Raw genomic sequence first — 24,282 nt, forward strand, 5'->3', positions numbered from 1 at the left:
CGTCACGACCCCGGAGTGTCCCAACGGACGTGCAGCGCCGGGGGCTTGCGGAAGAGCAGGCCTGTGGGCGCGGAGGACGCGGCGGGGTCGAGGCGCAGGCCCGGGAGACGATCGAGGAGCGTGACAAGGCAGACGCGGGTCTCCAGCCGGGCGAGGTGGGCGCCGAGGCAGAAGTGCGGGCCGTGGGCGAAGGCCAGCTGGAGACGGGAGTTGGTGCGTCGCAGGTCGAAACGGTCGGGATCCTCGAAGACCTCGGGATCACGGTTGGCGCCGGCGAGCGAGACGACCACGAGATCCCCGCGGCGCACCTCGGCCCCGCCGATCGACACATCGGCGGTGGCGTAGCGGTCGACGACCGCAGCGGCGGGTTCCAGGCGGAGCGATTCCTCGATCGCCGCGTCGACGAGACCCGGATCGGCCCGCAGGAGCGCCAGTTGGGCGGGATCGGCCAGCACATGCCGTACGGCGTTGGCGATCATGCCCTCGGTGGTCTCGATGCCGCCGAACATCAGCACGGCGGCATTGGCGACCACCTCCGGCAGCTTCAGCCGTTCGGCCGCCGCGACCAGCAGCGACGCATCGGCCTCCGCGGCGACTGTCGCCTCGACGCTGCCCCGCAACTGGTCGAAGGCCGCCGCCCCGGCAGGATTCGCGGGCCGGCCCGCGGTGATGTCGGAGACCGCGCTCACGATGGCGTCGTACCAGGACAGCACCGCCTTGGCGTCGGCGTCGACCAGGCCCAGGGACTCGGCGACGACCGCGACCGCCAGTGGCCCTGCCACCTCCCGGCGCAGCTCGGCGCCGCCCCCCGGCCGGACGGCCTCCACGAGCCGGGCGGCTTCCTCTTCCACGAACCCGGCGAACCGGTCCTGCACGTCTCGCGCGCGGAACGGATCGGTGAAGGGAGCGCGGTGCCGTGCGTGCTCGGCGCCTTCCAGGGAGAGCATGCTGGGACCTACGACCTGGGCGGTGGAGAAGCGGGGGTCGTCCACGGTGAAGCCGGCCGCGTCGCGCATCACCCGCAGGGCGAGATCCCGCCGGGTCACCAGCCAGCCGCCCAGCGCGGGGAGCCACGAGACCGGTTCGCCGGCCCGCAGCAGGGCCAGCCTGGGATGCGGGTCGTCCTCCAGTTCATCGAGCGTGGTCGTGGCGCCGAGCGGAAACCGGTGCGCTTTCTCCATGGGAGCTGCCTCTGTTCCTGTCACTGGAGTTACGGTCCTGCATCTGAACAGCCGCCATAGTGGCCTGCGATGCTGTCATTTCATCATCGACTCTGGAGGCGCCCATGTCCGAGCCGTCCGTTCTCGCTTCGTTGGTGTCCGGGCTGCGGAGCGGCTCGATCGACGTCGTCGACCTCACCTCGCCGTTGTCGTCGTCCACGCCTGTGATCCAGCTGCCGCCCGAGTTCGGCCAGACCGCCGTGTTCGAACTGGAGGAGATCAGCCGGTACGACGACCGGGGGCCGGCCTGGTACTGGAACAACTTCCGCAGCGGTGAGCACACCGGCACCCACTTCGACGCACCGAACCACTGGGTCACCGGCAAGGACCTCATCGACGTGGCCTCGGTACCGGCCGGACGGCTGATCGCACCGGCCGCCGTGCTGGACTTCACCGCCGAAGCGGACGCCGACCCGGACTTCCTGGTCGAAGTGGACCATGTGAAGGCCTGGGAAGCCGAGAACGGCCCGCTGCCCGAGGGCGGCTGGCTGTTGCTGCGCACCGGCTGGGATGCCCGCTCGGACACGCAGGAGGCGTTTCTCAACGCGGACGAGAACGGTCCGCACACCCCCGGCCTGTCACCGGAGTGCGCCCGCTGGGTGGCCGAGGAGTCGCCGGTGATCGGTCTCGGCGTCGAGACGGTGGGCACCGACGCCGGACGCGCCCACTCCTTCGACCCGGCGTTCCCGTGCCACTCCTATCTCATGGGCAGCGACAAGTACGGGCTGACCCAGTTGCAGAACCTGGCCGCGCTGCCGCCGACCGGTGCCGTCGTCATCGCGGGCCCGCTGCCCATCGTCACCGGGTCCGGGGCTCCCGCGCGCGTGCTCGCCCTGGTGGAGCGCGCATGAACGTCGCGGAAGCCGTCGGCCGGGCGCTGGTGGCGGCCGGGGTCGAGCAGGTCTTCGGCGTGGTCGGGTCGGGCAACTTCCACCCGACCAACGCCATGGTCGCGGCAGGAGCGTGGTTCGTCGCCGCACGCCATGAGGGCGGCGCGGCGACGATGGCCGACGCGTACGCGCGGATGAGCGGCACGGTGGCGGCACTGAGTGTGCATCAGGGGCCCGGCCTGACGAACGCCGTCACGGGGATCGCCGAGGCGGCCAAGAGCCGTACGCCCCTCCTTGTGCTCGCGGCCGAGGTGACCGAGCCGAGGTCGAACTTCTACGTCGACCAGGACGCGTTGGCACACGCGGTCGGCGCGGTCACGGCGCGGATCACGTCCGCGGAGGACGCGGTCGAGCAGGCATGCGCCGCCGTACGGCGGGCCCTGCACGAACGGCGCACCGTGCTGCTCAACCTCCCCCTGCCGATGCAGGCCGTGGAGGTGCCGGACGGAGCCCTGGCGCAGGCCGCGGCGCCGCCCGAACGGGCCGTGGTCGAACCGTCGGCGGCCGAAGTGACCGCGCTGGCACGGCTGTTGGAGCAGGCCCGACGCCCGGTGTTCGTGGCCGGGCGGGGAGCACGCGGGCCGGGCTGCCGCGAAGCCCTCGATGCACTCGCCGAGCACCAGGGCGCGCTGCTCGCGACGTCGGCCGTCGCCCGCGGACTGTTCCACGGCAACCCATGGTCGCTCGACGTGTCCGGGGGCTTCGCCTCCCCGTTGGCCGCCGAACTGATCCAGGGCGCGGACCTCATCGTGGGCTGGGGCTGCGCGCTGAACATGTGGACCATGCGGCACGGCCGGCTGATCGGCCCGGAGGCGACGGTGGTCCAGGTCGACGACGACGCGTCGGCGCTCGGCGCGCACCGGGCGCTGGATCTCGGCGTCACCGGTGACGTGGCACGCACGGCGCGACGCGTTCTCGACGCGGGCGGCGAACCAAGGCAGGGCTATCGGACCCCCGAGGTCGGCGCCGCCGTAGCTGAACGCGTGCACTGGCGGGACGTGCCGTACGACGACACGAGCGGCCGTGACCGGATCGACCCGCGGACGCTGAGCATCGCGCTCGACGACATCCTCCCCCGCGAGCGGGTGATCGGCGTGGACTCGGGCAACTTCATGGGCCACCCCAGCATGTACCTGTCGGTGCCGGACCAGGACGGCTTCTGCTTCACCCAGGCCTTCCAGTCGATCGGCCTGGGCCTGGCGACCACGATCGGCGCGGCGCTGGCCCGGCCGGACCGGCTTCCGGTGGCCGCGCTCGGAGACGGCGGCGCGATGATGGGCGCCGCCGACTTCGACACGGTCCGTCGGTTGGGGCTGCCGATGTTGGTCGTCGTCTACAACGACGACGCCTACGGAGCCGAAGTGCACCACTTCGGGCCCGACGGACACCCCCTCGGCCTCGTCGAGTTCCCGCCGACGGACGTCGCCGCCGTGGCGCGAGGCTACGGCTTCGAGGCGGTCACCGTGCGCTCGCGGGCGGATCTGAAGGCCGTGGAGGACTGGGTCGCCGGGCCACGCTCCGCACCGCTGCTCATCGACGCGAAGGTGGTCCGCGACCACGGGTCCTGGTGGCTGGAGGAGGCGTTCCGGGGGCACTGAGCCCGCCGGCGGGCCTGCATGCGGCGCAGGCCCGCCGGACGGGGCGACCGGTCAGGACGACTGGGCGGTCTGGTACAGGTTCTGCGCGTCAGTGCCGAAGACCGGCCCGTACATCGCGGTCGGCAGGAAGTTGTACTTGAAGCTGTTCACCGAGGACTGGAGGCCCGTGCCGGTGGTTTCGTCGAACTGGGTGAACCAGGGGCCTCCGCTGGAGCCGCCGGTCATGTCGCAGGTGAGGCCGTGGTCGCTGGACAGCAGGAAGTCCCGGTAGGTGGTGCCGCTGCAGTAGATGAACTTCTCGCCGTCGTACGGGTCGGCGGCGGGGAAGCCGAAGGCGTACATCGCCTTGTTGTAGCCGGTGTTGAAGGCCAGGCCCTGGCCGCCCACGACATCGGTCAGACTCTTTCCGTCCAGCGGGGCGACCACGGCCGCGCCTATGTCGTAGTTGATGTCCTCACTGGCCGTCCACTGCGGCGTGGACAGGGTCTTGGACGCGGTCCAGGTGCCGTACGGAGCCTGTCCGTCGTGATAGCCGGGCACGAAGACCCAGTTGGTGTGCCAGGCCCCCTCCAGCTTCACACAGTGCCCCGCGGTCATCACGGTGCTCTTGTTGGCGCTGGTGACCGCGTTGCCCGAGCACGATGCGGTACGGCCCTGGTAGCTGAAGAACACCCGCCCCGCGGTCTGCACCACGGCACCGCCCCCGGTCCAGGCGCCGCCGCCGTTGGGGAACGCCAGAGCTCCGACAGTGGACGCCGGGGTGCTCGGCGCGACGACGGCCTTCTTGCCCTGACGAGGGGCCGATGCCGTCACGTCGGAGCGGTCGACGGACAGCACGTCGAGCGGCGTGGCCTGCCGCATCCGCTCCGCGGTCCAGAAGTCACGGGCGTGTTCCTGCGCCGAGAGGGTCAACGACCCCGGTTCCGGAGTGGCGGCACCGGCCGGGGATGCGGTGACACCGGTGGCCAGGAGTGCGGCGACGCCGGCCAGGGCGCCGAGAACGGTGCGCCGGACGCGGGCACCGCCGGATGTGCCGAGTCTGCCTTTCACGCGGTCTCCTTCTGCGGTGGGGGGACCGGGCGGTGCGGACCGTCCGCCCGGGTGGGCAGGGGTGTTACGGCGTGCGGTCAGGGCAGCGTGCCATCAGGAAGCGGTGTCTGGGCAGGTGCACGTCACCACGATGGCCGAAATTGCACAAACCCTGCATACATCAGGCCTCGGTTCGGCCCCGGACCACGAGCTTCCTGATCAGCGGCCACACCAGCAGCAGCGCCACCACCGCATAAACGGTCACCGCGAAAGGCGTGTCGACCAGACCCGAGACACTCCCGTCGCTGATCTGTAGGGCGCGCCGCAGCTGTTGCTCGGCGTTGGGCCCGAGGATGACACCGATGACCGCGGGCAGGATGGGCAGTCCGTAGCGCCGCATGCCGAAGCCGATCAGCCCGATGATCAGCAGGGTGACCAGGTCGATGACCTCGCCGCCGACCGCGTACGCGCCGACCATCGCGAAGAAGAGGATCCCCGCGTAGAGGTACGGCCGTGGAATGCGCAGCAGCTTCGCCCACACCGGCGCCAGCGGCAGGTTGAGGGCGAGCAGCAGCACCATGCCGACGAACAGTGAGGCGATCAGGCCCCACACCAGCTCGGGTTCACGCTCGAACAGCAACGGCCCGGGCTGGATGCCGTACTGCTGGAACGCGGCCAGCATCACCGCCGCGACGGCCGTGGTCGGCAGGCCCAGCGTCAGCATCGACACCAGCGTGCCCGCCGCCGAGGCCGACGCCGCCGACTCCGGTCCCGCAACGCCCTCGATGGCGCCCTTGCCCCACTCGTCCTTGTGCTTCGACAGACGTTTCTCCGTGACGTACGACAGGAAGGTGGGGATCTCCGCGCCGCCCGCCGGAATCGCACCGAACGGGAAGCCGATGAACGGGCCGCGCAGCCACGACTTCCAGGTCCGCCGCACATCATCGCGGCCCAGCCACGGGCGGCCCACCGGGATCGCCTCGCCGGAACTGCGCCGCAGATGCGCCGCGACCCACAGAGCCTCGCCGATCGCGAAGAGACCCACCGCCACGATCACCACGTCGATGCCGTCGGCGAGTTGGAGGGAACCGAAGGTGAGACGCTGCTGCCCGGTCATCTGGTCCAGGCCCACCAGACCGAGCGTCAGGCCGATCAGCAGGGAGGCGAGTCCTCGGATCCGGGACGAGCCCAGCACCGACGTCACGGCGATGAACGCCAGCACCATGATGGCGAAGTAGTCCGGCGCGCCGATGTCGACGGCCAGATCGGCGACCGTCGGCGCCAGCGCCACCAGCAGGATCGTGCCGATCAGACCGCCCGCGAAGTGACCGATGGCGGCGGCCGCGAGGGCCTGCGCGCCACGCCCCGACTTGGCCATGGGGTTGCCCTCCATGGCCGCGACCACGGCGGCGCTCTCGCCCGGGGTGTTGAGCAGGATCGAGGTGGTGGAGCCGCCGAACATCGCGCCGTAGTAGATGCCCGCGAACATGATGAACGCGCCGATGGGCTCGAGCCCGTACGTCACCGGCAGCAGCAGCGCCACCGCCATCGCGGGCCCGATGCCGGGCAGGACGCCGATCGCGGTGCCGAGCAGCACACCGACGGCCGCCCACAGCAGGTTGAGCGGGGTGAGTGCCGTACCGAAGCCGTCCATAAGGGAGTTGAGGGCGTTCATGTCACAGCGCTCCCATCAGCGGGCCACCGGGGAGCGGCACTCCGAGCAGGTTGTTGAAGACGACGTAGGTGACGAGGGAGAGGACGGCCGCGATGAGCGGATCGCGGTCGATACGGCGGCTGCCGAGGGCGAACGCGGCGCCCCAGAAGAGCAGGGCGCCCGCGGCGGGGAAGCCCAGCGGCTCGATGAGGACGGCCGCGCCGAGGAAAACCCCGGCGAGCAGCAGCACCGTGCGCCAGTCGGCGGGTTCGGACAGGTCGATGTCCTCACCGGTCTCGGCCTGGCCGCGGCCGCCGCGCAGTACGTCGACGGCGAGGAGCGCGGCGATGACCAGCAGGCCGATACCGACGACGATCGGCACGGTCTTGGGCCCGACGGGACCGCGCTGGGCGATCTCGACGTCCATGGTCAGCGCATCGGTGAGGACCAGCACGCCGAGGGCCAACAGCAGGACGCAGACACCGAGTTCGGAGTGCTCGCGCAGCCACGAGCGCCGCTTTGCCGCCTCGGCAGGGGGAAGATCAGTCTGCGTCGTCACGGCCCGAGCTCCTTCACTTCCGTATGTGTCGTCACAACCCCAGCTCCTTCAGCACCGACACCACGCGCTTGTCCTGGGCGTCGAGGAAGTCGCCGAACTGCGCACCGGTGAGGAAGGCGTCCTCCCAGCCGTTCTGCTCCAGGGACTTCTGCCACTCGGGGGAGTCGTGGAGTTCCCTGATGAGCCCGGTGAGCTTGTCGCGCTCGGCGGCGGACAGACCGGGCGGGGCGACGATGCCCCGCCAGTTGGTGAAGTTCACGTCGTAGCCGGACTCCTTGAGCGTGGGCGCGTCCTTGAGTTCGCCCACGCGCTCGGGGCCGGTGACCGCGAGCACCCGCAGCTCGCCCGCCTTGATCTGGTCGAGGTACTCGCCGACGCCGGACACCCCGAAGCCGACCTTGTTGCCGAGGATCGAGGCGAGCAGCTCGCCGCCGCCGTCGAAGGGGATGTAGTTGACCTGCTTAGGTGCGATGCCCGCGGCCTGCGCCATCAGCATCGGCGCCAGATGGTCGGGCCCGCCGGGCGAGGAGCCGCCGCCGACCGGCAGCTTGCCCGGGGCGGCCTTCCAGGCGTCGATGAGCTCGTCGATCGTCTTGTACGGCGAGTCCTTGGCGACCACGACCACGTCCTGCTCCTCGGTGAGCCGGGCGATCGGCGTGGTGTCGGCCAGGGTCTTGGGCGCGTGGTTGGAGCGGGCCGCGCCCACGACACCGAGCCCCATCGACATCGCCAGCTTGCCGTTGCCGTGCTCGCCCACCAGCCGGGTCAGGCCGACCGTCCCGCCGGCGCCGGGCAGGTTGAACACCTCGATGCTGTGCGTGAGGCCGGCGTCCTCGGCGTTCTTCGCGGCCGTCCTGGCTGTGATGTCGTAACCGCCGCCGGGTGTGTTGGGGACCATGAAGCGCAGGCCAGGGATCTGTGTGCCGGTCTCGGAGCCGCTGCCGGTGGTGAGCAGCGGCGGTCCGACGAGGACCAGCACGGCGGCCCCGAGCAGGGCGAGGGGAAAGCGCAGGCGCACGAGTTTCACCACCTGTCGGTCGATGCGGGTCAGTGGAGCGTGATGTGGGCCACATGCTGCACGGGTGCCGACGACGTGTCTCGCTTCCGGAACCAACGGAGGTTTTGGTCTTTGTGTCAGCGGGCCGGGCGGCGACGGATGTCTTCCCCTGACCACGGCCGGGGGCCATCATGGGGCGTCCCGGCACCCGAACCACCAGGTCAGAGATTGAGTACGTCGTGGCCACCACCTTCCGTCGCCAGACCCTCGCGGGCGAGATGCTGGTGCTCCAACTCGCCATCGTCGTGGTGGTGTTGCTCGCGATCGCCGCGGTCTCCCTAGCCCAGTCCGAGGCCACCTTCAACCGCGTCGAGGGGCGCCGGGTCACCGCGCTCGCCGAGCAACTGGCCGCCACGCCCCTGGTGCGCAGCGAACTCGCCCAGCCGGTGCCGCAGGAGGGCCTCGCCCCGCTGGTGAACTCCATGCAGACCCAGTCAGGGGTCACCTCGGTGACGGTGGCCGACGCCCTCGGCCGGATCGTCAGCTCCACCAACCCCACGGTGATCGGCGAACGGCTGCCCCTCGGGGAGGGCGGCGCGGCGGGACGCGGCTGGTCGGGGCCGCTGACCCTGGACGGCAGCCATGAACGTGTGGCCCAGGTGCCCGTCCTCGGGGCGACCCGGGAGAACCTCGGCCGGCACCTCGGCACGGTGATGATCGGCGAAGCCGACCCGACGGTGTGGCAGCGCCTGAGCGGCGCGTCCTCCTATCTCCTCGCCTACCTGGGCATCGCCAGCGGCCTCGGCGTGGCCGGCTCCTGGCTGCTCGCCCGGCGCGTCAAACGGCAGACCCTCGGTCTGGAGCCGCGCGAGATCGCCGGTCTTGCCGAGCACCGCGAGGCGATGCTGTACGGCATCGCCGAAGGTGTGATCGCCCTGGATCCAGGTGCTCGGCTGACCCTGGTCAACGAGATGGGCCGGACCCTGCTCGACCTGCCCGAGGAGTGCGTGGGCCGGAGCCTGGACCAACTCGGCATCGACGGACGGCTGCGGGACGTCCTCGCCGGCGCCGCGCCCGAACAGCGGGACCAGGTCGTCGTACGCCGGGGCCGCGTCCTGGTGATGAACCGGATGACCGTGACCAAGGACGGCCGGCTGCTCGGCTCGGTCACCACCCTGCGGGACCGCACCGAACTCGCCCGCCTGGAGCGGGAGATCGGCTCGTTCCGCAGCTCGTCGGAGCTGCTGCGCGCCCAGGCCCACGAGTTCGCCAACCAGCTGCACACCATCTCCGGGCTCATCCAGATCGGCGAACAGGACGAGGTGGTCCGCTACATCCGCGCGCTGAGCCGGCGCCGTCAGTCGCTGGATGTCACCCTCAGCCGCCGCGTCCGGGACACCGCCGTCGCCGCCCTGCTGACGGCGAAGGCCTCCCTCGCCGCCGAACGCAAGGTCACGCTGCGGATCTCGGACGACACCGCGCTCGACCGGCTCACCCCGGAGGACGCCGCCGACGTGGCGACCGTCGTCGGCAACCTCGTCGACAACGCCGTGGATGCCGCGGCGCACGACGGCGAACGGTGGGTCGAGGTCGAACTGCGGCAGGACGCCTCCAGTGTGGAGATCGTCGTACGGGACTCCGGTCCCGGCGTGGCACCGGAACTCGCCCGGGAGGTGTTCACGCACGGCTTCACCACCAAGGCCGCCCACGAGGGCGAGCGCGGGATAGGTCTGGCGCTCACCCGGCTGGTCTGCGAACGTCACGGCGGTGAGATCTCGGTGACCAACACCCCCGACGGGGCCGTGTTCACCGCGCGCATGACCGTCAGCCACCTCACCGACGCGGTGGCGGAAGGAGCGACATGACCGGCACGACCGGCGAGCCGAACGAGATAGGCGTCCTCGTCGTCGACGACGACTTCATGGTGGCCAGGGTCCATCGCACCTTCGTCGAACGCGTCCGGCCCTTCACCGTCGTCGGCGTCGCCACCACCGGCGAGGAGGCCATCGCCGCCGTCGACGAACTCCGCCCGGACGTCGTCCTGCTCGACCTGTACCTGCCCGACGTCTTCGGCCTCGACGTCATCCCCCGGCTGCGCACCGCCGGCCACGACTGCGACGTCATGGTGATCAGCGCCGCACGGGAGGCCGACACGGTACGCCGTGCCGTCCGCCGCGGTGTCGTGGACTACCTGCTCAAACCGTTCGAGTTCCAGGACCTGCGCTCCCGCCTGGAGCGGTACGCCGCACAGCGCGGCCGGCTGCGCACCACGGTCGTCCGCAGTCAGGCCGACGTGGACCGGGTCCTGGCCGGCGCCGCCGTACCGGCGTCGACCGTCTCCATGCTGCCCAAGGGCATGAGCGTGGAGACCGCCGACCTCGTCGAGCGCACTCTCCGCGACTGTCCCGGCACTCTGTCCGCCTCCGAGTGCGCGACCCTGACCGGTGTCTCCCGGGTGAGCGCCCGCCGCTACCTGGAGTACTTCCACACCACCGGCAACGCGGAGGTCTCCCTGCGCTACGGCGCGGCCGGGCGCCCCGAACGCCGCTACCGGTTCCGCGGACAGCCCGCTGTCATGCAGTGAGTTCCTTTGTGACGGGCCGCGGCAGAGTGGTCAGGTGAGGTCCACGGGGATGCGGTGGTCGGGTCGGCCGTCCTTGGCGAGCATCCAGTGCGAGTCGGCGGTGGCTCGGTAGAGCCGGATTCCGCCGCCGGGCCGGACGTCCTCGCCGGTCCACTCCCGGCCGCCGTGGGCCACCGAACGGCGTGAGAACGCCTCGATCCCCCGGGCCGACGCGGCACCGTCCACCAACTCCGCGACGGCGGGCAGGTAGACGCCCTGCCCGGTGCCGATCTCCACCTGGGAGTCGAAGACGACGATCCCCACCTCGGGGCGCACCGCGATGTTGCGGGAGTGTGTGACGTCGGGCGAGGAGACCCAGAAGAACTCGGTGGAGTCGATGTGGGCGAAGTACACGGGTGAACCCCATGGCCGTCCCGTCGCGTCGGCGGTGGACAGCACGAGGTAACGATTGGCGTCGATGATCCGGCGCGCCAGCGCCGCTGCCTCGTTCTCGGCCACGTCGATCACTCCGCTCTCTCGGGACGGTCGTTCGGGAGCCTGGGCCCGAGCACCGGCACAGTGCTCGGGCCGTTCGCTCAGCAGATGCTCTGACTGCTGTTGACGAGGGTGTTGTTGCGGAACGTGGTGTTGGTGCCGCAGGGGCTTTCCCTGATCGCCGAGTTGGTCACCGTGAGGTTCTGGATGGTGACGTCGGCGTTGTTGGGGAACTCCGAGCGGGCCGCGAGCCGGATCTCGCCGCCGCCGGTGACGCTGCCGCTCTGCGCGGCGATGTTCACGTTGTAGCAGTTCTCGACCAGGATCGAGTTGTTGCCGGCGTTGGAGATGTTGACCCGGTCGATGACCGCGCCGCCGCTCTCGGAGACGCAGAACACCCCGCGGCCGCCGCCCCGCGCGATCACCTCACCCACCCGGATGTTGGTGGGGTACGAACTGCCCACCCGGCCGTTGCGGTTGGCCATGCGGAACGCCGCGTAGCCGGTGCCGGTGCCCGCTCCGTCCGCGTCGACCTTGGTGACGGTGGCGTTGACGGTCTGGTTGAGCAGCAGTCCGGACTCGCCCACGTTGCGCGCGGTGACCGTACCGACCGTGAGTCCGTCGACGCCGTACGTCTCCACCGCGTGACTGCTCGCGCCGGACACGTACACGTTGTCGATCCTGACGTTCCGCGTCCACTGGCTGGTGTCGCCGCGGTTGTCGATGCGTACGCCGAGGCCCGCCGACAGGCGCATGTCGAGCTGGCCCAGCACGACGTTCTGGACGTTGCGCATGAAGATGCCGTACAGCGGAGTCCCGGTGAGGTTGAGGTGCTGGACCTCGATGTCGCGGACGCCGCGGGCGTACACCGGGGCCTGGTCGCCGGAGCCCGATCCGGTGACGTTGATCGTGCCGCAGACGTCGAGCACGGTGTAGCTCGGCAGCGAGACCCTGGACCCGGCGCCGATGGAGCCCGAGCCGCGCACGACGACCCGTTCCTTCGAAGTGCGGCCCGCCGTGAGGCTGCCCACGGCCGCCTGCATCGCCGCGCGCATATCGCTGCCGGAGTACACGACACTGCTGCCGCGCCGTGCGGTCCAGGTGCTGCCGCTGAGCACGGCCTCCGCCTGGTACGAGCCCTCGCCGCACGCCGCCGTCGGCTGCGGGGGAGCGGCCGCACTCGCGGGTTCGGCGAGCAGGGCCGCGCCGGTGAGCAGGGCGGTGGCGCATGCGCCGGCGGCAACGGCCCGTCCTCTGTGGGCCGTTGCCGGAGTGTCGGCGAGGTGATGTGCGGCTCTGCGTCCCATCTCGTCCTCTCCAAAATGTGGGGTGTGCGGCGAGGCTGTAGCAAGCGTTTTCTATGAGTGGCCGGTGAGTGTGCCAACGGCCTCCCGGGGCGTCAAGGGGCGGGGACGGGTTTGCCGTTGCCCGTACTGGGCTACGCGGGCAACGTGCCCAGCTCCGTGGATCCGGGAGGTCCGCACATGGCCCGGCCCAACGACGAGGTAGCCGCGCTGTTCCAGGAATACGCGGACCTGATCTCGATCACCGGCGGCGAGGCGTTCAGGGCGCGTGTCTACGAGAAGGCCGCCCGCGCCATCGGCGGCTATCACGCCGATGTCTCCACGCTCGACGCCAAGGGCCTGACGGAGATCCCCAACGTCGGCAAGTCGATCGCCGAGAAGGTCGTCGAGTACATCGGCACCGGCCGCGTGTCCGCGGTGGAGGAGCTGCGGGCGAAGATCCCGGCCGGTGTACGGCGGCTGACGGCCATCCCCGCACTGGGTCCCAAGAAGGCGCTGGTCGTGTACGAGGAGCTGGGCATCTCCTCGATCGACGAACTCGCCGACGCCATCCACGAGGAGCGGCTGCGCGACCTCAAGGGCTTCGGGCCCAGGACGGAGGAGAACATCCTCCACGGCATCGCCCTCCTGAAGTCCGCCGGGGACCGCGTCCGGCTCGACGTCGCCACCGACCTCGCGGAGGACGTCGTCGCCGTGCTGTCCGGGGTACGCGGCTGCCGGCGCTGCGCATACGCCGGGTCGCTGCGCCGCGGCCGCGAGACGATCGGCGACATCGACGTCCTCGCCGCGGCCGAGAAGTCGGGGCCGCTGATGCGGGCGTTCACGGAGCTGCCGTACGTCACCGAAGTGATCGCGCGCGGCGAGACCAAGACGTCGATCCGCACCGGCAAAGGCCTCGCGGTCGACCTCCGTGTCGTACCACCGGACTCATGGGGAGCGGCGCTCCAGTACTTCACCGGTTCGAAGGCCCACAACATCCGCACCCGGAATCTGGCCGTGCACCAGGGGCTCAAGCTCTCCGAGTACGGGCTGTTCGACGTCGAGAGCGGCGAGAAGGTCGTCTCCGAGACGGAGGAGGAGGTGTACGCCCGGCTCGGACTGCCGTGGATCCCGCCGCCGCTGCGCGAGGACCGCGGTGAGATCGAGGCCGGTCTGCGCGGGGAGCTGCCCGAGTTGGTCGAGGAGCGGGACATCGTGGGCGACCTGCACACCCATACCGACCTCACCGACGGACTCGCCCCGCTGGAGGAGATGGTCGCCGCGGCCGCCGAGCGCGGCTACGCCTACTACGCGATAACCGACCACGGCCCGAACCTGTACATGCAGCAGATGACCGACGAGCGGATGCTGGCCCAGCGCGAACGGGTGCGGGAACTCGACCGCGCCCATGGCAAGCCCGGCATGCGGCTGCTGCACGGCGCGGAGCTGAACATCGACCCGGACGGCGCGGTGGACTGGCCCAAGGAGTTCCTCGCCGGCTTCGACCTGTGCGTGGCCTCGGTGCACTCCCACTTCAACCAGGGACGCAAGGCGCTGACCCGCCGGCTCGTCCGGGCCTGCGAGAACCCGTACGTCAACATCATCGGCCACCCCACCACACGCCTCATCGGCAAGCGGCCCGGCCTCGACGTCGACCTCGACGAGTTCTTCGCCGCCTGCGCCCGCACCGGCACCGCCCTGGAGATCAACGCCCATCCGGACCGGCTCGACCTGTCCGACGAGCACATCCTGTGGGCCGGGCGGCACGGGACGAAGTTCGCCGTGGACAGCGACGCGCACTCCGTCATCCACCTGGCCAACATGCGCTACGGCGTGGGCACGGCACAGCGCGGCCGGCTCACCAAGGACGACGTGATCAACACCTGGTCCCTGACCCGGCTGCGGCGCTTCCTGCGCAAGGGGCGCGGCACCGTCTGATCTCAGCGGCGGTACAGCCCGATGAGGGTGCCGTCCGCGAGTTCCTGCTTCTCGACGGCCCGCGCGGCCGGAGATTCATTGCGTGACCCGGGCGAGTGCGGGAATCGTGCCACCGGCGAGCACGGCCTCCCGCTGCCGGTCAGAGAGGCGGTGGCGCAGACGATACGTCTGGTCGCGCGTGATGTTGTGCGCGGTCGGCTCCGGCGGGGCGCCGGGGGCGAGCACATCGTGCAGGCCGTCCAGGCGGAGGCGGTCGCCGGGCTCGACGCGCCGGTAGTCGTCGGGGTCGGTGAACTCCAGGGCGAGGACACCGAAGTTGGCGAGGTTCTGCCAGTGGATGCGGGCGTAGGACAGGGCGATCACGGCGCGCAGCCCCAGGTGGCGCAGGGTGATCGCGGCGTGCTCGCGCGAGGAGCCCTGGCCCCAGTTCTCCCCGGCGACGATGACGTGCCCGCCGTGCTCGCGCATCTCGGCCGCCCGCCACGGATAGTCGGGATCGAGCCGGGTGAGCGTGAACTCGGCGAGCTTGGGGATGTTGGAGCGGTACGGCAGGGCCCTGGCGCCGGCCGGGGAGATCTCGTCGGTGGAGACATGGTCGCCCGCCTTCAGCAGTACCGGCACGTCGAGGGCGTCGGGCAGCGGGTCGAAGTCGGGCAGCGCGGAGATGTTCGGCCCGCGTTCCAGCCGTACCCGCGAGGCCTCGGCGGGCGGCAGGGGCGGCTCCAGCATCGCCGCGTTGACCGTGGCCCGTTCGCGCAGGTCCAGTGCCGGGTACGCAACCCCGCGGTCGGCGGCCCAGTCGCGCGGGTCGGTGATCGTCCCGGTCAGCGCCGAGGCGGTGGCGGTCTCCGGGGAGCAGAGCCAGACCGCGTCGTCCTCGGTGCCGGAGCGGCCGCGGAAGTTGCGGGGGAACGTCCGCAGCGAGTTGCGTCCGGCGGCGGGGGCCTGGCCCATGCCGATGCAGCCCAGACAGCCCGCCTGGTGCAGCCGCGCACCGGCCGCCAGCAGGTCGAAGGTCGCCCCGGCCCGGGTGAGGTCCTGAAGGATCTCCCGGGAGGTCGGGTTGACGTCGAAGCTCACCCCCGGCGCGGTCTGCCGGCCGCGGACCATGGCCGCGGCGATCGCGAAGTCCCGCAGGCCCGGGTTGGCCGACGAGCCGATGACGGCCTGCCCGATCGGCTCGCCCGCCACCTCGCGCACCGGCACGACGTTGCCGGGGGAGGTGGGCCTGGCGATCAGCGGCCGGAGGACGGACAGGTCGATCTCCTCCGCCAGGTCGTAGCGGGCGTCGGGCTCGGCGGTGACCGCCACGAAGGCGTCCTCGCGTCCCTCGGTGCGCAGAAAGGCCCGTACGGCGTCGTCGGCGGGGAAGACGGTGGTCGTGGCGCCGAGTTCGGCACCCATGTTGGCGATGACGTGCCGGTCCATCGCGGTCAGCGAGGCCAGCCCCGGCCCGTGGTACTCCAGGATCCTGCCGACCCCGCCCTTCACACCGTGGCGGCGCAGCAGCTCCAGGATCACGTCCTTGGCGCTGACCCAGTCCGGCAGGGCACCGGTCAGCCGGATGCCCCAGATCTCCGGCATCCGCAGGTACAGCGGCCGTCCCGCCATGGCCAGCGCGACCTCCAGGCCGCCGACGCCGATGGCCAGCATGCCCAGGGAACCGGCGGCGCAGGTGTGCGAGTCGGAGCCGGCCAGGCTGCTGCCGGGGAGGCCGAAGCGCTGCATGTGGGTGGGGTGCGAGACACCGTTGCCGGGTTTGGAGTACCAGACGCCGTAACGGCGGGCGCCGGAGCGCAGGAAGACATGATCCTCGGCGTTGCGCTCGTCGGCCTGGAGCAGGTTGTGGTCGACGTACTGCACGCTGACCTCCGTATGCACCCGGTCCAGTCCGAGCGCCTCCAGCTCCTGCATGACCAGCGTGCCCGTGGCGTCCTGGGTGAGGGTCTGGTCGATCCGCAGCCCGATCTCCTCACCCGGCACCATGTCTCCCTCAAGCAGGTGCTCCTCGATCAGCTGGTGCGCCACCGTGCCGCCGGAGCGCGACTGTGCGGCCATACGCCGACCACCTCCCGCCTTCCGTTCGGGAACCGGGTGCCCTGAGCGGCGGCACTTGCACATGGTTCTACGACGAGCCGCGAAGCGGGACGTGTCGATCTCCGCGCAACGGATACCCGGACCAGGTCAGGACCGCTCCGGACGGAGGAGGGCCGGATCCGATGATCTCGCAGACGGTCCTGGTGCCCGCGGACGGCGTCGAGCTTCCAGGTGACTTCGTCGTCCCGCCGTCGGCGCACGGCGTCGTCCTGTTCGCGCACGGCAGCGGCAGCTCCCGGCACAGCCCGCGCAACCGGCAGGTCGCCGCCGAACTCCGCACCGCCGGACTGGGCACCCTGCTGATGGACCTGCTGACCGAGGGCGAGGACCGCCGGGACGCGGTGACCGCCGAACTCCGCTTCGACATCCCGCTGCTCGGGCGCCGCCTGGTGGCCGCGATCGACTGGCTCGACGGGGAACCCGACGTCAGGGGAGTCCCCGTCGTCCTGTTCGGGGCCAGCACCGGCGCGGCCGCCGCCCTGACGGCAGCGGCGGACCGGCCGGACCGCGTTCTGACCGTCGTCTCACGCGGCGGACGGCCCGACCTGGCGGACGACGCCCTGGAACACGTACGTGCACCCGTGCTGCTGATCGTCGGCGGGCACGACGAGCAGGTGCTGCGACTCAACGAGGACGCCGCCCGGCGACTGCGGGCGCCCTGCACGCTGCGCGTCGTGCCGGGCGCGGGCCACCTGTTCGAGGAGCCGGGCGCACTGGACCAGGTCGCCGGCCTGGCCCGGGAGTGGTGTGCGGAGCGCATGGGCGCGGAGCGGCGGTGACGCCGTGTGGGCGACCGATGGGCCGGGTACCCGGCAGGCGCGCACGGAGACAACCCGAAGGGAGCGGCCATGCAGTTCCGCGACCGCAGGCAGGCCGGGCGGGAACTGGCCGAGCGGCTGCGCACCCTCCAGGAGAAGGGCACTCTCCCGCACCCCGTCGTCCTCGCCCTGCCCCGCGGTGGTGCCGCGGTCGCCCGCGAGGTCGCACACGTGCTGGACGCCCCGCTGGACGTACTCGTCGTCCGCAAGATCGGGGCGCCGTTCCAGGAGGAGTTGGGCGTCGGCGCGATCGCCGGCGACGACCCTCCGCTCTTCGACGAACGGGCCCTCGACCGGCTGGGCCTGAGCGAGGCCGCCCTCGCCGGGACCGTCGAACGGGAGCAGGAGGAGATACGGCGTCGCGAGCAGCGCTACCGGCGGGGCCGTCCCGCACTGGATCTGCGGGGCCGCACGGTGATCGTCGTCGACGACGGCCTGGCCACCGGCGCGACCGCGCGCGCCGCACTGCGCCGGGTACGCCGAGAGTCGCCCGGACGGGTCGTGCTGGCCGTGCCGGTGTGCTCGCCGGAGGCGGTCGAGTTGCTGCGCGGCGAGGCCGACGACGTGGTCTGTCTGCACCGCCCGGAGCAGTTCATGGCCGTCGGCCTCTGGTACGAGAACTTCGACCAGCTCACGGACGACGAGGTGCTCGATGCGCTGCACGCCTCCCACACCACACCCGGCTGAGGAAGGAAGAGCGAGTGACTGAAGTGCCGGATGCGCTCATACGTCGATGGTCACCGCGCAGGACCACCCGTAAGGGCCGGGCTCGATGCGCAGGTTCTCCCACGCGATGCCCTTGGGCGCGGCACCGATGACCTCCACCACGCCGAGGTCGGCGACCGCCATCCGCACATCGAGCCCCTCGTCGAACGCCTCCGCCTCCACGTCGACCGGCACCTGGCCGTGCACCTCCAGCCGGAAGACGACCTCGTCGAGCAGCGTGGTCAGCAGATCCTCGGGGCTGCCTTCGGACAGCCGGAGCCGGGCCACGCCCGTCGGCCGCGTCCCGGAGACATCCGCGAAGCCCTCCACCATGCCCGTGACGGCTTCCACCAGGCAGCGCTCACGGCTGTCTCCCCAGGCCTCGACGCGCACGTCAGCCGTGTGCGGCACCAGCCGGTGGCCGCTCACCCCAACTCTTCGCGCCGTGATGTCGTCGCCCATGTCGCCGACCATGCTCACCGTGTTCCCACCGATCCGGGCCGCACACTGACTCAGGGGGCGTGTAGGGACCGGCAGGGCAACGACCGCCTCAGGAGCCGCCATGACCGATCCGACCCACCCCGCGCTCGCACCCGCACTGCGGGACGTCAGGGCCGTCGTCTTCGACACCGACGGGGTGATCACCGACTCGGCCCGGGTGCACGCCGCCGCCTGGCGGACCGCCTTCGACGACTATCTGCGCGCACACCCGCCGGAGGATCCGCGGCAGCGGCGCCCGTTCGACCCGGGCGACGACTACCTGCGGTACGTGGACGGCAAGTCCCGGCTGGACGGGGCCGCCGCCTTCCTCGCCTCCCGCGGCCTCGACACCTCGGGGGAGGGCGTGCGGGCCGTCGCCGCCGACAAGGAGCGGCTGTTCACCGAGCGGCTCCGGAAAGACGGCGTCGACGCGTATCCGGGGACCGTGCGACTGGTGCGTGCCCTGCGCCGGGGTGGGGTACCCGTGGCGGCGGCCTCCGCCTCCCGGCACGCGGGTGAGCTGCTCACCCACGCCGGGGTGCGGGACCTCTTCGACGCCCTGGTCGACGGCGGGGAGGCGGCCAGGCTGGGACTCGCCGGCAAACCCGAGCCCGACCTCTTCCTGGAAGCGGCCCGCCGGCTCGGTGTCCCCGCCGGTCACGCCGCCGTCGTGGAGGACGCGCTGGCGGGTGTGGAAGCGGGGCGTCGGGGTGCGTTCGCACTCGTCGTCGGCGTGGACCGGGCCGCCGGTGCGGACACCGGAGCGAGACTGCTGAGGCACGGCGCCGACATCGTCGTACGAGACCTGGGAGAACTGCTCGTGGAAGGGACACCGCAGTGACGGCAGCGACGGCCTGGACCTGGGAGTACGACGGCTACGAACCCGAGGACGAACGCCTCAGGGAGTCGTTGTGCACCCTGGGCAACGGATACTTCGCCACCCGGGGCGCGTTTCCGGAGTGCACCGCCGACGAGGTGCACTACCCCGGCACCTATGCGGCCGGCTGCTACAACCGGCTCACCACGGACGTCGACGGGCGCCGCGTCGAGAACGAGGACATGGTCAACCTGCCGAACTGGCTGTCGCTGCGCTTCCGCCGCCCCGGCGGGAAGTGGCTCGCACCGGACACGGCGACGGTGCTCGACCACCGTCTGGTGCTGCACCTCGAATCGGGGCTGATGGAGCGCCGCACGCGGTACTCGCTCGCGCAGGGACGGTCGCTGTTCGTACGGCAGCAGCGGTTCGTGCACATGGCCGACCCCCATCTGGCGGTCCTGCGCACCGAGTTCACCGCCGAGGGCTTCGCCGGCGGTCTCGACGTCGAGGCGGCGCTCGACGGGAGCGTCACCAACGGCGGGATCGTGCGCTACCGCGATCTGGACGGCCACCATCTGACCCACATCCAGACCGGGGACTCCGCGCCCGACACCGTGTGGCTGCGATGCCGGACCCGTACCTCGGACATCCGGATCGGCATGGCGGCCCGTCTGACCGCCGACGCCCCGGTCACCCGGCGGCTCGAAGTCACCCGTGCCGTCCAGCGGCTCCGCCTCGACCTGACCCCGGGCCGTACCGTCACCGTCGACAAGACCGTCGCCCTGCACACCTCCCGTGACCGGGCGATCAGCGATCCGCTGGACGCCGCCGTGGACCGCGTGGACGCGGCATCCGGCTTCGACGGCCTGCTGAAAGCCCATCGCACCGCCTGGGACCAGCTGTGGCGCCGGGCCGAACTCGACGTCCCCGGGGGCGCGGGCCGCATCCTCCGGCTGCACCTCTTCCACGTCCTCCAGACCCTCTCACCGCACACCGCCGACCTGGACGTGGGCGTGCCGGCCCGGGGACTGCACGGCGAGGCGTACCGGGGACACGTCTTCTGGGACGAGCTGTTCGTGCTGCCGTACCTGAACCTGCACTTCCCGGAGGTGTCCCGCGCCCTGCTCGGCTACCGCCACCGGCGTCTGGACCAGGCCCGTGCCGCGGCCCGCGTGGCCGGCCGACGCGGTGCGCTCTACCCGTGGCAGAGCGGCAGCGACGGGCGGGAGGAGACCCAGGAACTGCACCTCAACCCGCGCTCGGGACGCTGGCTGCCGGACCACTCCCGGCTCCAGCACCACGTCGGCTCGGCGATCGCCTACAACGTGTGGCAGTACGCCGAGGCGAGCGGCGACGACGAGTTCCTGCACACCAAGGGTGCCGAGATGCTGCTGCACATCGCCCGCTTCTGGGCGGACTCGGCGGTGTACGACGAGAGTCTGGGCCGGCACCGGATCCGGGGCGTAGTCGGGCCCGACGAGTACCACGACGCCTACCCCGACGCGAAGAAGCCCGGCCTCGACGACAACGCGTACACCAACGTCGGCGCCGCATGGGTACTCACCCGCACTCTGGAGGTGCTGAGCGCCCTGCCCGAACCCCGCCGCCGCGAACTCCTCGAGCGCACCGGCCTGGACGGCGGCGAGAGGGAACAGTGGGAGGAGGTGTCCCGCACCCTCCACGTGCCCTTTCACGGCGGAGTCGTCAGCCAGTTCGAGGGCTACGGCGACCTCGCCGAACTCGACTGGGACGGCTACCGCGAGCGCTACGGCGACATCCGGCGCCTGGACCGGATCCTGGAGGCGGAGGACGACACCGTCAACCGCTACCAGGCGTCCAAACAGGCCGACGTGCTGATGCTCGGCTACCTGTTCTCGCCCGCCGAACTCCAGTCGCTCTTCGGCCGGTTGGGGTACCGGCTGGAGGAGGAGACCTGGCGGCGCACGGTCGACTACTACCTGCGGCGCACCAGCCACGGCTCGACGCTCAGCGGCCTGGTCCACGGCTGGGTGCTGGCCCGGGCCCGGCGTGCCGAGGCGTGGATGTTCTGCCAGGAGGCCCTGCGGGGCGACATCGCGGACCTCCAGGGCGGCACCACCGGTGAGGGCATCCACCTCGGCGCCATGGCCGGCACCCTCGACCTGGTCCAGCGCGGACTGACCGGACTGGAGACCCGCGGCGGGGCGCTGTGGCTCGACCCCGTGCCGCTGCCGGAGCTGTCGTCGTACGGGTTCGCCGTCCAGTACCAGGGCCACTGGGGCGTACGGCTCCGGCTGGAACACGGACAGCTGGAGATCGCGGTGCCGTCCTCCGACCGTGACCCGATCGACGTCCGTCTGCCGGGCCACACGGTCTCCGTCCAGCCGGGAGAGATGCGGCGACTTGTGCTGCCCGGGTGACGGCACACCGACGGCTCACGGGTGCGCGACGCCCCGTCCGGCCAGCGCCAGCAGCAGTGCGCCGGCCGCGACGGCGAAGGCCACCAGGAGGGCGCCCTGTAGACCGTGCGCCTCCGCCAGACCGCCGGAGGCGGCCTGACCGGCGGCCGTGCCGAGCGGGCCGCCCGCGCACAGGACGGTCATGGCGGTCGTGGCCCGCTCGGCGGGGGCGAGACGTTCGGTGAGGGCGTAGAGGCTGATCATGTACGGCGCCACCGTCAGGCTCGCCGGGGCGACGGCGACGGGCAGCGAGACCAGCGGGGTGCCGACGTAGAGCCACGCCATACCCGCGCAGAGTGCCACGGCGAACCAGAGATAGCGGGCCCGCAGGGAGAACCGCCGGGGGAGCCAGGCACAGGCGGCACCCGCCAGTGCGCTGCCGACGCCGAACTCCGCGTACACGAGCCCCGCGGCGCCCGGCTCGCCGATCGCGTCCGCGTACACGGTGACGCCGGTCTGTAGCGCACCGAAGACCGCGCCCATCGCCGCCATCGCCAGGCACACGACGGCCAGCGGGCGCCACGGCAGGGGCGGTTTGCGGTGCTGCTCCGAGGGTTGCCCGTGGCCGCCGCCGTGGGCGTGGCGCAGACCGAAGGGGAGGGTGGCTCCCGCGATCAGGGACATGGTCACCACGGCGGGTGCGAAGGGGCTGACCGACGTCAGCAGTCCGACGAGCGCGGGTCCGGCGACGAAGCTCAGCTCGTCGGCGGACGCCTCGTAGGACAGGGCCGTGGACAGCAGCTGGTGCCGGCCGTGCGCCCGGACCAGACGTGACCAGTGCACGCGCACGAGAGGGCCGACCTGGGGCTGGGTCAGGCCCACGAGCGCGGCCATCACCACCATGCACGCGCGCGTGTCCTGGCTCGCCGCCAACAGGGCGGCCCAGGCACCGAAGTTGGCGAGCGCCGCGGCACTTCCCACGGACCGATGACCGTGGCGATCGGCCAGGGCGCCGACCAGCGGACCGCCCACGGCGACGGCCAGGCTCTGCGCCGCGGTGGCGAGCCCGGCGAAGGCGTAGCTGCGGGTCGAAGCCTGGAGCAGGACAAGGGTGGAGAGGGCGGTACAGGCGTACGGCAGGCGGGCGAGGAATCCGAGGGGGAAGAAGCCGGGGCCTGCGATGCGCAGCAGGGAGCGGTACGACACGTGCGGTCTCCGTCGGGCATGTCGAGGAGACGCGCTACCCAGCCACCGGCGCGTCGACAGACCCGATTCAGGGGGTCAACGTACCGGAGGTGGTTGAGGCACGGATAGAGGCCTCTTCCGACGTCAACTCACGTCACGTCGCCGGGATCCGACCTCAACGATGGACACGGCGCGTGCCGAGACCGCGGTGACCTGCATGATCGCCCTGCACCTCGACGTGCTCGACCGCCAACCGCCGGTCAGTCGGGGGCAGTCGGCGACGACTCCCAGTACCGCGGCCGTTACACACCGGAGCCCGGGTGCGGCAGACTGCCGTGAGCCGTACCCGGGCCTGGTTGATCGCGGCGCCGGGTCGGCGGTGCGGAAGGCGTCGATTCGGCTGGATGAAAGGGAGCTTCATGGACCGGTACCTCACGGGAGGAACGCTCTGGCCCGACGGCTGGACCAAGCTGAGGGTGGACTTCGTCCCGCGGCTTCCCGAGATCAAACCGGTGACCGACGCCTACCGTCCGGTCCTTACCCGGTTCGGGTTCGTCTCGCCGGTCAAGGACGAGTGGCTGCACGAGACGCTGGCCGTGGTCGACGACCGGCCCGCGCGTGAGGTGACCGGCCCCGAACTCGCCCTGTTCGAGTCCCGGTTGCGTGAACGGCTCGGCGGACTGCCCGCGTTCACGGTGACGGTGGGCGGGGCGGTGGCGGGCCGGCGCGGTGTGCTGCTCGACCTCGCGCCCGACACCGAGTTCGTGGAGCTGCGGCACCAGGCCAGGGACGCGGTCGTGGAGGTGTTCGGCGAGGAGGCCGACGACTACGAGGAGGAACGCCCGAGGGTCGCGCTCGCCTATGGCACCGCTTCCGGCGACTCGCGGCTCCTCCAGGGCAGGCTGCGCAGCGCCACGGCTCAGCGGGCCACGCTGACCGTGGACGGCGTACGGCTCGTGGAGGCCGTCCAGGACCGTAAACGGCACGAGATCCGCTGGCAGGAGCTGGCGTTCGTACCGCTCGGGGGCGCGGGGTGACGGCCGCGGCCGTCCTTCTCAGCCTGCCGTCCGCGCAAGGCCGTTGAACACCGCCGTTCCCGGTCACGTACCTCAGGGCACACCAACCCCGTACGACAGGAGCACCTGCCATGGCCGAGAAGCTGTACCACGTCTCCGGCATGAGCTGCGGCCACTGCGCGGCGAGCGTCACCGAAGAGGTGGTGGCCGTACCCGGCGTCACCGAGGTCGACGTCGACGTGCGGGCAGGTCGGGTGATCGTGCGCGGTGATTCGTTCGGCGAGGACGCGGTGCGCAGCGCGATCATCGAGGCGGGCTTCGAGGTCGCACAGGGCGCACGGGCCGCCGCGGCCTGACGCTCCGCTGTGGATTGCGGTTCGTTCGCCGCGGGCCCGGTGGGGGCTGGTCGCGCAGTTCCCCGCGCCCCTTACGGGGCGCGCTGTAGTGCACCGGGCTTCACCGTGCGCGGAAGTGGTCGGAGGGGCGGGGCGGTTCCAGACCGTCGTCGCCGGACCGCGCGAACTCGGCGATCACAACTGACCGAAGTGTTGAACTCCCTT

General features: G+C 71.5%; 22 protein-coding genes. 11 read left to right on the plus strand and 11 right to left on the minus strand.

The window, feature by feature from the left end; genetic code table 11:
* Positions 1 to 2: 2 nt before the first annotated feature.
* Positions 3 to 1,181: a cytochrome P450 gene (locus KCH87_RS13065; RefSeq protein WP_210586185.1), complete on the minus strand. Its 1,179-nt coding sequence runs from the start codon at positions 1,179 to 1,181 to the stop codon at positions 3 to 5.
* A 104-nt stretch (positions 1,182 to 1,285) separates the two neighbouring features.
* On the opposite strand from KCH87_RS13065, the gene KCH87_RS13070 reads away from it, so the two are divergent.
* Entirely contained in the window at positions 1,286 to 2,071 is a 786-nt protein-coding gene (locus KCH87_RS13070; RefSeq protein WP_210586186.1) for a cyclase family protein, read from the plus strand.
* Complete coding sequence (locus KCH87_RS13075) at positions 2,068 to 3,708, plus strand: thiamine pyrophosphate-binding protein (protein WP_210586187.1); 1,641 nt, start codon at positions 2,068 to 2,070, stop codon at positions 3,706 to 3,708. The genes KCH87_RS13070 and KCH87_RS13075 overlap by 4 nt, the downstream gene beginning before the upstream one ends.
* 51 nt (positions 3,709 to 3,759) lie before the next feature.
* On the opposite strand, the gene KCH87_RS13080 is transcribed toward KCH87_RS13075, so the two are convergent.
* The 4 genes from KCH87_RS13080 to KCH87_RS13095 form a co-directional block, all read right to left on the minus strand.
* Positions 3,760 to 4,758 (minus strand): serine protease, encoded by a 999-nt coding sequence (locus KCH87_RS13080; protein WP_210586188.1) that lies wholly within the window; start codon positions 4,756 to 4,758, stop codon positions 3,760 to 3,762.
* Between the two features lie 160 nt (positions 4,759 to 4,918).
* Positions 4,919 to 6,412 (minus strand): tripartite tricarboxylate transporter permease, encoded by a 1,494-nt coding sequence (locus KCH87_RS13085; protein WP_210586189.1) that lies wholly within the window; start codon positions 6,410 to 6,412, stop codon positions 4,919 to 4,921.
* 1 nt (position 6,413) lies between these two features.
* Positions 6,414 to 6,950, minus strand: coding sequence for a tripartite tricarboxylate transporter TctB family protein (locus KCH87_RS13090; protein ID WP_210586190.1), 537 nt, complete (start codon positions 6,948 to 6,950; stop codon positions 6,414 to 6,416).
* A 31-nt stretch (positions 6,951 to 6,981) separates the two neighbouring features.
* Positions 6,982 to 7,968: a tripartite tricarboxylate transporter substrate binding protein gene (locus tag KCH87_RS13095; RefSeq protein WP_210586317.1), complete on the minus strand. Its 987-nt coding sequence runs from the start codon at positions 7,966 to 7,968 to the stop codon at positions 6,982 to 6,984.
* 218 nt (positions 7,969 to 8,186) lie between these two features.
* On the opposite strand from KCH87_RS13095, the gene KCH87_RS13100 reads away from it, so the two are divergent.
* On the plus strand, positions 8,187 to 9,812 hold the full coding sequence (locus tag KCH87_RS13100) for a sensor histidine kinase (RefSeq protein ID WP_210586191.1): 1,626 nt from the start codon (positions 8,187 to 8,189) through the stop codon (positions 9,810 to 9,812).
* A complete protein-coding gene (locus KCH87_RS13105) occupies positions 9,809 to 10,531 on the plus strand; it encodes a response regulator (RefSeq protein ID WP_210586192.1) in 723 nt (240 codons plus the stop codon). The genes KCH87_RS13100 and KCH87_RS13105 overlap by 4 nt, the downstream gene beginning before the upstream one ends.
* Before the next feature lie 30 nt (positions 10,532 to 10,561).
* Here KCH87_RS13105 and KCH87_RS13110 read toward each other — a convergent pair whose 3' ends face one another.
* Positions 10,562 to 11,029, minus strand: a complete 468-nt coding sequence (locus tag KCH87_RS13110; protein WP_210586193.1) for a pyridoxamine 5'-phosphate oxidase family protein — start codon at positions 11,027 to 11,029, stop codon at positions 10,562 to 10,564.
* A gap of 77 nt (positions 11,030 to 11,106) precedes the next feature.
* Positions 11,107 to 12,312: a hypothetical protein gene (locus KCH87_RS13115; RefSeq protein ID WP_247196120.1), complete on the minus strand. Its 1,206-nt coding sequence runs from the start codon at positions 12,310 to 12,312 to the stop codon at positions 11,107 to 11,109.
* 177 nt (positions 12,313 to 12,489) lie between these two features.
* Here KCH87_RS13115 and polX point away from each other — a divergent pair, with 177 nt between their 5' ends.
* Positions 12,490 to 14,226, plus strand: coding sequence for a DNA polymerase/3'-5' exonuclease PolX (gene polX / locus KCH87_RS13120; RefSeq protein WP_210586194.1), 1,737 nt, complete (start codon positions 12,490 to 12,492; stop codon positions 14,224 to 14,226).
* 75 nt (positions 14,227 to 14,301) lie between these two features.
* Here the strand turns inward: polX and KCH87_RS13125 are convergent, their stop codons facing one another.
* A complete protein-coding gene (locus KCH87_RS13125) occupies positions 14,302 to 16,284 on the minus strand; it encodes an aconitate hydratase (RefSeq protein ID WP_210586195.1) in 1,983 nt (660 codons plus the stop codon).
* Between the two features lie 161 nt (positions 16,285 to 16,445).
* On the opposite strand from KCH87_RS13125, the gene KCH87_RS13130 reads away from it, so the two are divergent.
* Complete coding sequence (locus tag KCH87_RS13130; RefSeq protein WP_210586196.1) at positions 16,446 to 17,102, plus strand: dienelactone hydrolase family protein; 657 nt, start codon at positions 16,446 to 16,448, stop codon at positions 17,100 to 17,102.
* 69 nt (positions 17,103 to 17,171) lie between these two features.
* Entirely contained in the window at positions 17,172 to 17,828 is a 657-nt protein-coding gene (locus KCH87_RS13135; protein ID WP_210586197.1) for a phosphoribosyltransferase, read from the plus strand.
* A gap of 36 nt (positions 17,829 to 17,864) precedes the next feature.
* Here the strand turns inward: KCH87_RS13135 and KCH87_RS13140 are convergent, their stop codons facing one another.
* Complete coding sequence (locus tag KCH87_RS13140; RefSeq protein ID WP_210586319.1) at positions 17,865 to 18,320, minus strand: archease; 456 nt, start codon at positions 18,318 to 18,320, stop codon at positions 17,865 to 17,867.
* Positions 18,321 to 18,408: 88 nt separating this feature from the next.
* Here KCH87_RS13140 and KCH87_RS13145 point away from each other — a divergent pair, with 88 nt between their 5' ends.
* Positions 18,409 to 19,167, plus strand: a complete 759-nt coding sequence (locus KCH87_RS13145) for an HAD family phosphatase (protein WP_210586198.1) — start codon at positions 18,409 to 18,411, stop codon at positions 19,165 to 19,167.
* Positions 19,164 to 21,542: a glycoside hydrolase family 65 protein gene (locus KCH87_RS13150; RefSeq protein ID WP_210586199.1), complete on the plus strand. Its 2,379-nt coding sequence runs from the start codon at positions 19,164 to 19,166 to the stop codon at positions 21,540 to 21,542. The genes KCH87_RS13145 and KCH87_RS13150 overlap by 4 nt, the downstream gene beginning before the upstream one ends.
* A 15-nt stretch (positions 21,543 to 21,557) precedes the next feature.
* On the opposite strand, the gene KCH87_RS13155 is transcribed toward KCH87_RS13150, so the two are convergent.
* The gene (locus KCH87_RS13155) at positions 21,558 to 22,727 is read right to left on the minus strand and encodes an MFS transporter (RefSeq protein ID WP_210586200.1); all 1,170 of its coding nucleotides are present in this window, start codon (positions 22,725 to 22,727) and stop codon (positions 21,558 to 21,560) included.
* A gap of 398 nt (positions 22,728 to 23,125) precedes the next feature.
* On the opposite strand from KCH87_RS13155, the gene KCH87_RS13160 reads away from it, so the two are divergent.
* Entirely contained in the window at positions 23,126 to 23,743 is a 618-nt protein-coding gene (locus KCH87_RS13160) for a 2'-5' RNA ligase family protein (protein ID WP_210586201.1), read from the plus strand.
* A 110-nt stretch (positions 23,744 to 23,853) separates the two neighbouring features.
* Positions 23,854 to 24,078, plus strand: coding sequence for a heavy-metal-associated domain-containing protein (locus KCH87_RS13165; RefSeq protein ID WP_210586202.1), 225 nt, complete (start codon positions 23,854 to 23,856; stop codon positions 24,076 to 24,078).
* A gap of 100 nt (positions 24,079 to 24,178) precedes the next feature.
* On the opposite strand, the gene KCH87_RS50745 is transcribed toward KCH87_RS13165, so the two are convergent.
* A complete protein-coding gene (locus tag KCH87_RS50745) occupies positions 24,179 to 24,256 on the minus strand; it encodes a hypothetical protein (RefSeq protein ID WP_374198999.1) in 78 nt (25 codons plus the stop codon).
* Between the last annotated feature and the right edge of the window lie 26 nt (positions 24,257 to 24,282).

Source organism: Streptomyces sp. GESEQ-35 (assembly GCF_017948485.1).
GTDB lineage: Bacteria > Actinomycetota > Actinomycetes > Streptomycetales > Streptomycetaceae > Streptomyces.